10 protein-coding genes are annotated in these 12,736 nt (G+C 49.0%); 9 read left to right on the top strand and 1 reads right to left on the bottom strand.

Translation table 11 applies throughout. From position 1 onward, the window contains the following. Positions 1-78: 78 nt before the first annotated feature. The 9 genes from WCO56_11260 to WCO56_11220 are packed head-to-tail and all read left to right on the top strand — an operon-like array spanning position 79 to position 12,298. The gene (locus WCO56_11260; GenBank protein MEI7730142.1) at positions 79-1,512 is read left to right on the top strand and encodes a hypothetical protein; all 1,434 of its coding nucleotides are present in this window, start codon (positions 79-81) and stop codon (positions 1,510-1,512) included. A 2-nt stretch (positions 1,513-1,514) separates the two neighbouring features. Next, positions 1,515-3,566: a choice-of-anchor D domain-containing protein gene (locus tag WCO56_11255; protein MEI7730141.1), complete on the top strand. Its 2,052-nt coding sequence runs from the start codon at positions 1,515-1,517 to the stop codon at positions 3,564-3,566. Positions 3,567-3,584: 18 nt separating this feature from the next. Next, complete coding sequence (locus WCO56_11250) at positions 3,585-6,545, top strand: hypothetical protein (protein ID MEI7730140.1); 2,961 nt, start codon at positions 3,585-3,587, stop codon at positions 6,543-6,545. A 17-nt stretch (positions 6,546-6,562) separates the two neighbouring features. Beyond that, positions 6,563-7,258, top strand: a complete 696-nt coding sequence (locus WCO56_11245) for a hypothetical protein (GenBank protein MEI7730139.1) — start codon at positions 6,563-6,565, stop codon at positions 7,256-7,258. A 14-nt stretch (positions 7,259-7,272) separates the two neighbouring features. After that, entirely contained in the window at positions 7,273-7,851 is a 579-nt protein-coding gene (locus WCO56_11240) for a hypothetical protein (GenBank protein MEI7730138.1), read from the top strand. Between the two features lie 26 nt (positions 7,852-7,877). Continuing rightward, positions 7,878-8,801: a MotA/TolQ/ExbB proton channel family protein gene (locus WCO56_11235; GenBank protein MEI7730137.1), complete on the top strand. Its 924-nt coding sequence runs from the start codon at positions 7,878-7,880 to the stop codon at positions 8,799-8,801. Beyond that, positions 8,798-9,871, top strand: coding sequence for a hypothetical protein (locus tag WCO56_11230; GenBank protein MEI7730136.1), 1,074 nt, complete (start codon positions 8,798-8,800; stop codon positions 9,869-9,871). Before WCO56_11235 ends, WCO56_11230 begins: the two co-directional genes overlap by 4 nt. Before the next feature lie 4 nt (positions 9,872-9,875). Beyond that, complete coding sequence (locus WCO56_11225) at positions 9,876-10,805, top strand: hypothetical protein (protein ID MEI7730135.1); 930 nt, start codon at positions 9,876-9,878, stop codon at positions 10,803-10,805. A gap of 56 nt (positions 10,806-10,861) precedes the next feature. Further along, on the top strand, positions 10,862-12,298 hold the full coding sequence (locus tag WCO56_11220) for a hypothetical protein (protein MEI7730134.1): 1,437 nt from the start codon (positions 10,862-10,864) through the stop codon (positions 12,296-12,298). Positions 12,299-12,470: 172 nt separating this feature from the next. Here WCO56_11220 and WCO56_11215 read toward each other — a convergent pair. After that, on the bottom strand, positions 12,471-12,736 hold a 266-nt coding region (locus tag WCO56_11215), incomplete at its 5' end, for a hypothetical protein (protein ID MEI7730133.1).

Raw genomic sequence — 12,736 nt, 5'->3', positions numbered from 1 at the left:
TAAATAGAAATTCGCGAGTCGGTTTTACTTTTTGAGAATTCACTAAGAATTATTTAATGAAATTAGGTGTTGAGGGTTATGGAATTTAATATTTCATGTCCGCTATGTAGTCAAAAGCTCGCAGTGGATGAGAGTTACGCAGGACAGTCGGTTACTTGTCCCATCTGTCAGGGTGAGTTTTTTATAGATGGAACAACTACTGATGAAGCAATCCAGCCGTCTACGTTGAGCATACAATCCGGAGACGACGGTTTGCCATCCACGCCGGAATCAATTGCTTCGGCGGTAAATCCTGATGGTGAACTCACCTGTCCGGTTTGCTGGTTGCACTTTGACAGCAGTGTCATCATGAGCATAGCAGTACATGATTCATTGCGTGGTGATCCGGTTCTTGGTGAAGACGCACAACAACGGTTTTTGGCAACCCGATTCAACAATTCTGGACAGGCTCTGGATGCCATGAGCTTGCCGTGTTCGGACGTGGCTTGCCCGCATTGTCGGCGTAAGCTGCCGCCCGGTTTTATGGAGATACCGCACCATATTATTTCCATTGTGGGTGATGCAAGTGCCGGAAAGTCCTATTATCTCAGTGTCCTCACAAAAGTTCTGCCAGCCACCCTTTACAGTCAATTTGGCGTATTTTTCCAAGATAGTGATCCAACAGGAAATGCACCGGTTAACGACATGCGAAAAGCTTTGTTTGGCGCCCAAACACCTGGACAGGCTAAACTTGCCAAGACCGTATTTGAAGGGGCCATGTACGAACGCCTGCCGCGACAAGGCCGTATGGTTGCTTTGCCTCGACCGTTTGTGTACACAATGTCGCCAGCCGCGCAGGAAGAAGATCGGTGCGCGCTGATCTTCTACGATAACGCCGGTGAACATTTCCAGCCAGGCGTAAACGTGGTGGAACAACCCGGGGCGCAACATGTGGCCAGTGCGGCTGGCATTGTTTATCTTTTTGACCCGTTCAACAGTCCTGAATTCCGCCGCCGAATGCAGAGCACAAAGGACCCGCAACTCGAAAAGCCCATCGTTGATCAACAGGATATCATCCTATCAGAAATGCGCACCCGAATCTGCGCGCTACGCAACCTGCGGTTTGGCGCGAAAATTCAAACTCCGGTTGCCTTCGTCGTCGGGAAATGCGATGCGTGGTCGCACTTGTTTAATGGGTCACCCATCGAAAACCCCATTCAAAACGGGAAATTAAACCTTGGGGTTCTCCAAAGTAATTCTGACCGAGTTCGGTCGCTCATGCGCGAGATCTGCCCTTCCGTTGTCGCCAACGCGGAAACACTCAGCGAAAACATCGCCTTTTTTGCCGCCAGTTCCTTCGGCCATACGCCTATTAAAAGCGGCCCTGGAGAGTATGTCCCTGACCCGGCCAGATTGGAACCCATCCATGTCGAAATTCCACTGCTTTGGATTCTTTCACAGCTTTGTCCCAACGTTTTGCCAACCGAACCAAACCATCAATCTGTCTCTGGGCATCCTTCCCAGCCCAACTGAAAATGCCTCAACAACTCATATATACCAGCGCACCTCGGGGTTTGGTGTCCGGACGCTCTGGCTATTGCACTGTCGCGCGCAGTGCCGCCATGCGAGACGCACTCATGCTGCGCTTGGAGCAGCTCAGTTATTATCATCACCTTTCCCTGAGCGGGGGAAAAGACCGTCCGATCTTTGCCTATCGTACCGTTGATATTCGTGGCAGCCGCTATCATGTGTTGAGTCGGATTCAGGATGCCGGATTGGATTACTCAGGGCGCACCAATTTCATCGCGCATCACCTTGCGTTTAGTCCCGAGGAAATCGGCCAACTTTCCACCCCTGCCGTCATTTTGCGGGACTGGTCCGGCTGGTTGACATCCTGGAATCGTGAGCCTCAACAGTTGAGTAATGAGAACTGGGGCAATCTTAATTCGCTAGTGAGAACGACCTGCCTACCGGGGAAAGCGTGGCGACACCTGACGGGTGACGCGGCTAATGGGTATGCGCTGTTGGAAACAAAACCTGGCACGTGCTTTTGTGCTGACGGAGTTGGGGAAAGTGATCTGCTCACATTGTTGGGTGAAAGCATGGAATTGTTGGAACTCAGGGATTCCCGCGGCGACTTTAAAATGGCATCCTGGCAATATACGCTGACAACATCCATGCAGGAGCAGGACAATCCCACCGACTTCCGCTGGCGCTTTGTGCATCGGGACAACCCCGCTTTTGCCAAGTTCGGCGGAAATGTTAGCCCGCCTCTGGCCAGTCTTCGCGCTGCCCCAGGTAATTCGGAAGAGCAATCTTTTGCCCAAAAAGGCTGGCAAGCCCCAAGCCATGTTGAGATCAGGCTGAACAAAAGTTTCATTACGGAAGGTGATTTTGTACACCTTGAGGCCAAAGCGGATGGAATACCATACCCAAGTTTTAGCTGGTTTGAAATCGAGCAGGGAAAACCGGTTGCAATGGTTGGACGTTCCGGGCCAACTCTGGACGAGCAACCCAAAGGCCGGGCCAAACGCTATACGGTCCAAGCTTATAACTCTATTGGCGCAAAAAACAGCCAGATTATTGAACTCGAGATTCATCAGCCGGTGAGGCTTTCGCCGCGACCAGCATTGGCTGTCTCGCCAACTCCGGTGAAGCATGGGCCAGGCTACATTAAAACCGAGCAGGAAATTGAGGCTCAGCGCCAGCGGCTGGCGGCGAAAAACGAACAAGAGCGGCGCGCAAAACGACACCAGACTATTCAAATGTTGGTCATGAGTATTCCGGTCGTGGTAGCCATCTGCCTATGTGCATACACAGTCTGGGCGAAACCTTGGATGAAAACTCAATTGGCTATCGTACCAACAGTTCTGAATTTTGATCCCACTGTCGTTGGTAATGCTGTGACTACCAACTTGGAATTTGTAAATGCCAACCGATTGATTTTGGCTGGAAAAGTGGAAGCAAAATCGCCCTTCGCCATCCAAGGCGATGCTTACTTCTGCCTTCGGCCTGGTGAGACCGGCCATGTCGCGGTTAGTTTCATGCCAACCAGCACTACTAACATCGAGGAGACGATTCGCCTTATTTGGACAAATCAGTTTTTTGTGCATCGCCTTGGTAAGGAGTGCGCCGATACTGTAAAGGTTACTGGTGGTGGTTTGCCACAAGTGTTAGCTCCAATGACCTCGTTAAAATTTAACGATATTGCTGTTGGTGCCAATGCTACTAATCTTTTTACAATAACTAATCAAGGAACGGTGCCTATCAAGATAAAAGCAACAATCACTAATTCTGCTAAAACTAATGTTGAAGGGGCCTTTAAACTTCTTTCCCCTGACGAGTTAACTCTGAATAACAATGTCAACTTTTCCGTCAGCTTTCATCCCACAACGACTGGACTTTTTGTCGGTTGGTTAATCATCGAAGCGAATCAAAATTACAGGGTAGTACTAACTGGTTCCGCAACAAATGCATCGGCCTCTAATGCTGTCGGTCCCCGTTCAAATGTCGTGTTGCAAGCAAATCCACCACCAACTAACCACTCAAACCCAGACACTTCAAATCACCAAAAAAAGAAAAAATAACTGATTGAATCATCCCACATGACCCTACTCGACATAGAGCGACTGGTACGTAAAATCATCGAGATTTTGCAGGAACCTGGTAATGCGTCCATCGCACCCAAGCTGGCGGAAGATTTTTCTGCGGCCTGCCATTTGATAAACCTACGGCTCCAACAATGCGAGACGATGGTTAAAGCGCGGGATTTTCAACAGGCGCTCCAAATGGCGGAAACCGCGCCAAACCTGCTGGATTGTGTCACCGCGCTCGAATTTCGTACGTCTGACGACTGGCGGACTTTCTGCCAGCAACGGGGGCTTCCAGTTGCCGATAAAATTGATGCGCGTGCGGTTCAAACGCTGAACGAATGTTACGCGCAGGGAATATCCACGGATCATCCTCTGTATGCGGCTTATCGCAAAGCTGCCTTCGCACGCAACGATGAAAAAGCGCTGCAAGCACTCCAAAGCATCACCCGGTTGAATCCAGGCGATACAAACGCAATCGCTGAACAGACACGTTTGGATGGCAAAGTGCTTCAACTCAAGCTGCAACAGCTTGGTGATGTATTGGCTGCAGGCAACCCGGAGGTTGTGGTCGCACAAATTGAAGCCATCGAAGGCTTTGGTTTTAAAAACCAACCGGAGGGCGAGATATGGCGTAATGCCCAAATAATACGCTGTGGTACATTGCTGGAGAAAGGTGAAACCGCAAGGCAGGCAGCGAATTGGATGGAAACCTTGTCCTTATTGGATTTCATCCAACGGTTGCGGAGCGAGCATACATTGGAGTTGAGTCCAGAGGTGCTAAAAAAAGTTGAGCAACTTAAAGAGTGGGCATTAGGCGAACAGGAAAGCTACAACCGTGATCGGGAGTTTCAGGCGCGAGTTGCCGAACTGCGGTATCTGATTCAACAAAGCGAAGAAAAGGACACGCTGGCGCGTCAGGTCGGTCTCGTGGAAATGAAAGAGGACTTCGAGAATCTGCACAAAGTATGGCGCATACTTCAGGATTTCACTCGTCCCATTGCCAGCGATGCCACGGCGGCTTTTCAAAAAAGGTCGTTATTGCTTGAAGCCGAGATAAATCGTCGAACCCTGATACGCAAACGCGCATTAATTACCGGGGTCATTGCGTGTCTGGTTATTATTGGAGCAGCCTCATGGGCGACGCTGGCCTATTTCAGGACCCGTGACTATGCGAAACAGTTGAATGAAGCGGTGACCCAGCGGCAAGTCCGCATCGCCGAGAAACTGCTTGAGACGCAGCAAACCTACAAAAAACCGTTCGCATTTGGGATGCTCAGCACCGCTACCGCTGCCGCCGAAAGTTTTGTCAGCAAAGAACGGAATCTATTTAAAAACTTTGAAGAGATAACCGTTAAACTGCCAAAGGAACTTGAGGACAATCTCGCCGGCACCGAGCTTAACAAAATTTACGAACTGCTGGCCATGGCACGCACTAATTTAGACGCGTTGTCTCCAGATTTAAAAGAAGAACATTCGGCCAGGGTCAAAGGGTTTGAGATTCGCTGGGAAAAATGCCTTGCCGAAAGAAGCACAGCCATAAATGAAATGCTTGAACAATGGCTGGCGTTGGCAGAAACGAAATGTGCAGCCTTGGATTATGGGGCTCCCGTAGATCAGGTGCGCGCCCAGCTTGCCAGCCTATCAAATCGCGTGTTCCAAATTACTGAGAGTGAAACAGGGTTTACGAATCGTCTTCAAATCCGTAGCGACTTGGTGCAAAGAGCGGCGACGATTCGGACGAAATACGGCGCATACGATACGGAGTTGAAGAAACTCGATACCGGGTATTTCAATCTGCAAAAAGCGCGCGCCACGACCAACTATTCTGAAGCATTGGCTTTAATGGCTTCCTCCGAGTTCTCCACCGCCCCGCAGGTGAAAGCAGCGATGGCCATGCTAGCCATTGGCCCGAATGAAGAAACGCTGCTGCGATTTCTTCTGAACGCCACCAATGCCAGTGAATGGGCATTTTTAAACAAGGAACAACCAATGCTCTTCGTGCCAGAAACGGTGTTTCCGGGTGAACAGGCATTCCTCAATCATATAAAGCAAGATACTGCGATCATTGGCAGGCATCAGCGCTTACGATTGTGGCTGGACGAGAAGGGAACCAAGGTATTGGAATGGATTATTGAGGGCACCCTTAACTCTGATGCTGGCTGGCACACGATCAACGCATACGATCCGTCCAGTTCAAAGAACGCCTGTGTTTATAAAGTGTCTGAATACGGGGTTTTTGAAGGGAAATTCAAATTAACGCCTACTCAACCAATCTACCGCATTGAGACAGCAGAAATGAACAATGAGACTGCGGCTTATAATTCGATTGGTTTGCAGGATATGGGGGGAGAGACCACGTATCGAAAGCCGCTATTGGAAATCCTTGATAATCTAAAAAAATGCCACTCTGGCTCCCCTGTTTTCCGTGCATACCTATATCTGCGACTGGTGGAAATCATGCGGGTTCAACCTGAAGCCTGGGGCTTGGCGTTTGCACCGGCAATTTCCGCCGACTACAACACCATTAATAGCATTGTTGACAATGGCTTGAATAGCGGGGATTGGTTTGTTCCGGCTAAAATAAATGCCTATGCTGACCGGCTTGACCGATTCTTCAGTTCCGTCGAAAATATTTCGTACACAAAACAGGCGACGGGATTGGTTCAGTTGATGCGCGAAATATCCAAAGGGGGACTGCAATATGTTGGATTTGTTGGTCTTGATGGCCAGCCGGTGTTTGCCGATGGTGCCGTACCTGAAGAAATTTGGGGCTACAGCATTACACTGAAACAACCCACATTGCTTGGGAGCAGAGCCAACGTGCGGTCTGGATTCACAGAAAAAGCTATGCCCTTGTCTCCTTTATACAAACTCTCCAAAACACGCGCTCAATTTCTTGAAGGCGCCGGGGTCAATCCCCAAGCGGTGACATATATAAACGTTTTGCCATGGATCTTTAATCTGAATAATTAGGGCATCCAAACAAGACCATGAATAAACCCAATTCTCCAAGCCATGGTGCAAGTTTTCAGCGGAACCCACCACCTTCGAGGGTTCAGGAATCTCTGCTCGTGCCGCCATTAACCTCAAATATAGAGGAGTCATACCAACTCCGGTGGCGTGGAAAACTAATGGGGACGTATGCGCTTTCAAACATTAAAACCAAACTCGACACGAATGAAATTGGCATGTTGCACGAGATACTCGTTGATGGGGGATGGCTTACACTTCGGGATTTTCAAGCGCAACAACGGCTAGTCATGGAGGAAATCCGTATTGAAAATGAACGCGCTTCCCAAGCAGAGAAAGCACAGGCGGAAAGCGAGCGTGCAATACAGCAAAAACGTGAATTGCTGTTAGATGAGAAACGGCGAACCGAGTTGATGAAAATCGAGCAACATGCTAACAATAAACATGTTGCGATATTATCAAACAGAAGCCAGACCCCAACAAAGTTAATGTATGTCGCCATTATTACTGCCTTGGTGCTGGTGAGCACTTTGGTATATATTGTAATAAGCAGCCGAATTGAAGCAGACCGAGCTGCTGCCGAGGCGGTTAAGGAGGCAGCAAAGGCTCAGGAAAAAGCTGCCGCTTTGAATGCGGCTGCTTCCATGTTTAAGACAATCGTTGATGGCGCTGTCGAGGCAAACAAACCACCACCGATTATCATCCAACCTAGGTAGAAATCATACGGCTCGTGGAACAAAAATTTTCATTACGGTGGCATGGAGGCGTGACGGGACCATTTTCTTTGGCGGACATTGAACGCCGTTTGGGAAAAAGTGAAATTGGGATGCTTCACGAAATCCAATACCAAGGTAAATGGATTACGCTCCGCGCATTCTTTGAAGTCCAAGTTTCTCTGCAAAAAATGGAAATGGAACGCCTTGCCGAAGAGCAACGTTTGGCAGAAGAGGAAGCTGAACGGCAGTCCCAAATCGTGGCGAAACAACTGGAACAAGAAAAACTTGATGAACAAAGGCGGCAAAACGCGCTGCTGGAACAACGCGCTAGCATGGAAACCCTGCCAGCAGAACCAGGGGTACGGCCAGAATCAACGGCCATAAAAACCTTGGGAACCCTCGTTTTGATCATTGGCTTGTTGCTGGCTGGATATTATTTCCTATTGTTTGATCAGAGTGTTCCGAGCGGCCTTGGGGGGAGAGTCAATAATTTAGGCCTCATCGCTGATCGCCAAAATGGCATTATTGCTGGCCTTGGCTTATGTGTGGTTGGTGCCATTCTCTATGTTTTTGGAAATCGAAGGAAACCCTAACAATAAATATTTATAACTAAAATCCTATGGCGCAATTTCCCAGCAATATAAAAAACGAACAACGCCCGGTCTTGCTTGCCTGGGCTCAACAGGATATTGAAAATCGGCTTGGCTTCAAAGGCGGACGTTACACGGATGTCAACCACCTGTTGGCCTTTCTGATGGGTGCTCTGTTGTCAGGCATCCTCTATGGTTTGGTGATTTTTGTCTTCAGCCATATTGCGTGGCTCGCTCCGGTAACAACCATCTATATGCGTCCCAGCAACCAGTTTGCCGTCATTCCAGCCACCCTCTTCCTGTTCTGGGGAAGTTCAATTCTCATTCTGAAAAATATTAAACTGAAGTTTCAACGTCGGGCGTTGACGCTCTCAGCCGTGCCCGTTGAACCAGAGTTCGTGCTAAACGAAACGACAGCCGCCACGGTCTTGGCTAGGGTTCATGCTCTGGTTGACCATCCTCGTCATTTTGTCCTGCTAAACCGGATTGATCGCGCTTTGTCCAATTTCAGGAACATAGGCCAGGTTAACGATGTTTCCGCCATTCTCCGCGCGCAGGCGGAAAATGATGAGGACCAAGTCGCTTCAAGCTATACGATTGTAAACGGGTTGGTTTGGGCCGTTCCAGTGCTTGGATTCATCGGAACCGTTCTCGGTTTAAGTCTAGGCATCGGACGTTTTACGGAAACCCTTCAGGCAGGTGGTGACATAACAATGATACGTAATTCGCTTCAAGGCGTCACAAGTGGTCTTGCCACGGCGTTCGAGGCCACACTGGTCGCATTGACCTTTACATTGATCCTGCAATTGGGCATTACGTTTCAGCAAAAGCGGGAGATGACCTTTCTCGATGAATGCAATGATTACTGTCATTTGCACATTGTATCCAAACTCCGTTTGGCCGATCGCAAACCAGCACCATTGGAAACCAATACTCCAGAATCCAAATCATGAGAGGTCGTCTCAGAAATCTGGATACGAAAATCAGTTTCTTTGCTTTTGCGGATGTGATAACCGCAGTGAGCGGCATGCTTGTCTTTATCACTTTGATATTGGCGACCGATTTGGAGCAGCCGCTGGCTGGCGATTCCGCCTCCCCTGCCGATCTCAAAATCGAGCAACAATTGCAGGAAACGTTGCGCCAACAACTCGATGCCGACTCTCAAAACCGTCGGTTGCAGGAATTGCTTGCTGCGGTTGAAACTGCTCCGGCTGTAGAAAAACTTGAGGCGGATATTGCCCGCCTCCGCACCGAACTATCTCAGGCACAACAAAAACAAGCGGCAATCCTTGCGCAGTTATCGGGCAGCAAAGCGGCAATCCTGGCCCGTGACAACGCTCTGGGACTCACGGATCTCAAGGCTTCCATTCAACGAATAACTGAAGAGAACGATACCCTTGTAAAAGCCGAAGCTCAAGCGCGCGGAGAAATGGCCAGGTTGGAACAACAAGTTGCGCGTGTACAATCGCAACTCTTAAAAGTGCGCCAGCGAGAGGGGCAACTCTGGCTTATTCCAGATAAAAATGCCTCCACCAAAGAACCCATTTTAGTGATTGTGGCAGGCTCGGGCATCATCCTTGAACGCTTTGACCATCCTGAACAGCGGAAGAGTTTCGACAAATATAATGCTGGGTCAGATTTTGAAAACTACCTTCAAGCAGCCAAAAAACTTGACCAGTATGTCGTGTTTCTGGTGCGGCCATCGGGGATAGATTTGTTTCAAGATCTTCTAAACACTGCCCGCAAGCTAAATTTTGAAGTTGGCTATGATGCCTTGGAAGAGGGGCGGCAGATTCATTTCTCCACACCACCGTCCCTGGACGAAACTACGGCACCTACCGACACAACGGTTGCAGCATCAAATCAAAATGGCACAACCAACCGCAGTCAAAGTGTCCCAGTCACCAACGCCACTCCGCGCCAGACGGTAAACAACGCATCAAACACTATGCCTGCCGAGGCTCCACCTGCCCAGAAAACTGATTCTTGGTGGCAACGTTTTCGCAAAGCTATAGGACTATGAGACCATGAAATTACGACGCAACCATCCGTCCGATAGTCTTTACATGTTGCTCGATACAATGTGTAACGCGTTTGGTGGCATCGTATTACTGGCTGTGTTGGTAACTCTGCTTACCAGCAAGGAACGCGGAAAGCGTTCCGAGTCCGCATCGGACACGCAGGAAATGCTCAATCGCCGACTGACCCTTGCGCAGACTAATTTGCAACATTCCCAGGAACTTGCGGTGCAATTGCAAAATAAGGCCAACGATGAACGCTGGAAAAAGCAAGTCACCTTATTGGCGACCCGCAAGGAATTGCAGGCAGGCGTGACGCAGGCAAAAGAGGACGTGACGCAAAACAACAAGGAACTTGCAACAGCCGCTAACGGGACCCCGGCCGAGAGACTAAAATTTTTAAACGCACAGATGGCAACTGTTCAAGCTCGGAAGTTGGAAGCGCAAAATAGCCTTTCTGCTGCCAACGAAAACAATAAACGACTTAAACAGCGCGCCGAAGCACTGCAACAACAGGTCTCCGAGGTTATCAATGAATCCCAGCATTCGCTTCGCCTGCCCAAAGAATACGCGACTGGAAAGCACCCGTTCTACGTTATCGTGCAGTATGGGAGCATTTATCCTTGCCGATATGCGGACATGAGAAAAAACGAATTGTCCATCAAGTGGACCTCTATCGGTGGTAGTGATATTGCCAACCCTATTCCCGGTAGTGGCTATGCTGGGGGCGATAGCACGCGAATACGGGATTTATTTAAAACCATACCTAGGGACGATGTATACTTAACCTTTTGCGTCTTTGAAGATTCATTTCCCGAATTCAACAAGGCAAAGCAAATTGCCACTGCCCTAAATTTGCCATACGGATGGGAGCCGTTTCTGAAACAAAACGGCCCCGTTACCTTTAGCTCTGTAGGGCACCGCCCAAAACCACAATAGGCCACATCGCACCGGATATGATCTAACGCATGTAACATCGAACAAAAAGGTTTCAAATGCGCGTCAAATACACTTGCAGCGGTTGTTCTGCCCAGATTGAGGTTAACGTAGATGGTAAACCATCCAAGGTTGTTTGTCCGCATTGCCAAACTGAATCCGCCGTCCAGGCTCCTATTGTTTCACTAAAAAATCCCGGTATTAACCAACCAGTGCAGCAGGAAACATACCAAATCCGTTGGCGCGGACGTTTAGCAGGCCCCTTTCCGCTGGAGGAAATTGACAACCGTTTGGAATCCGGCCAGATCGGGTTACTTACCGAAATTCAGGTGTGTGGTGAATGGATTACTTTACGGGAATTTTATCAGGCTACCTCAAGTAGTTCTGCGGAAGCATCTATTGAGCCTCATGCTGAGATGCAAATGTCAGGTGCAGCCGGTAAAGATTCTGAAGAGCCGCTTTCGCAATCACAGCATCCTCAAAAATCAGCCGGCCGTTTTGCGAGCAAGGTATATGTGGTTTCTGGAATTGCTCTTTTGCTCGCGTTACTGGTTGGTGCGGTTGTTTTTATTGATCCGTGGTCTGGAAAGTCAAAAAAGTCCGTGACAACCAAGCCAATCTCTAGCGCTGCAACAAATGAGTCCAAGTTGGTTGTGGCTATTCCCACCCAAACAAATGAGTCCAAGGCCCCGATAATTTCCGCTGTTAATAACACCGTGGCCACAAATGCTTTCACCAATAGCCCAACAACCAATTTAATCACCGCGAACAATCCGCCTGTGTTGTCGAATGTATTCCGTGTAATCAAATTACCGACCAAAACTGTAGCGCTTCCGCCGCTACCGGAGAACGAACCGAGAACTTTTCATTTAAAACTCGACAATAACTATGTTGGGAAAATTGTTGATGTGAATGATGAGGGCATCGTTATTAAACAAATGGACGGACGTTTTTCAATCCGGCTGGCTTGGGAGTTGTTCGATTCTGATTTAGTCGAGCGTGAACCAAAAGTCATTGCCTTTCGGTTGGCCAAAATCAAAGCCCGAGAGGCTGCGGAGCAGGCCAGAGTGGCCGCCGCCAAAGCCGCCGCCAAAGCAAAACGCGATCAAGAGGAGAACGCAAGAGCGATGGCCGAATACCGCGCTCAGAGGGAAAAACTTGTTGAAGCTGGCATAACCCGGTACGGATGGAAAGTTGTTACCAGAGGGTACTTAAAGGCTTGGGGAGGCAATGTTACGATTGGCGAAATTTTCGCAGTGGTGGCCCCAAGCGCGATTTGGACTGCTGGCAAGCTTTCTGACTTGGAACCTGAGCGTTATACCCATTATTTAGTTGAAGCACGTTGGGTGAACGACAGTGGCGAAGTCGTCAATATGCAGTATTTAGTTACCATTGATGGTTCTGATTTCAAGCTTCATGGTTGTTTTGTTTCAGGAAAGAAAATGGCAGATATACCCTTTTTACAAGCCGTTAAAAACATCTATACAAAGAATTAGGCCATAATATAAGTACCCCCCCAGCGTATTTCGTTGAGTGCTTACAAAGGGGGCGTGAGCAAGGAAACCTGAGGAAATAAAGAATAACCCGCAGATCACAATGAGAACAAAGAACCATACGGCCGAACAAATCCAGAAGGCGATGCTTTGCCTTATTTTGGGTGACAAGCCCTTACGCGAACGAGTGGCCGAAGCGCAAGGCTGCCTGATGAGAACCGTTTCCCATAAAGGGTTCGAGCAGGACTTTGAGACGATTGTATAGTGCCTTGAGAACGTGCAGGCCGGCGATTACAGCAAGGTCTCGAATGAACAGTTGACCAAAGTTGCTGTTACCATCGCGAATATGTATCGGCGGCTTCCCAAAGAATAAGTGCGCTACCGAATGTCGAGGTAGGGACACCGGTTGCCCGGTGCCCCCCTCACAGATCCCGGCGGGCG

The organism is Verrucomicrobiota bacterium (genome assembly GCA_037139415.1).
GTDB lineage: Bacteria > Verrucomicrobiota > Verrucomicrobiia > Limisphaerales > Fontisphaeraceae > JBAXGN01.
This window is presented reverse-complemented; position numbering and strand designations above follow the sequence as displayed.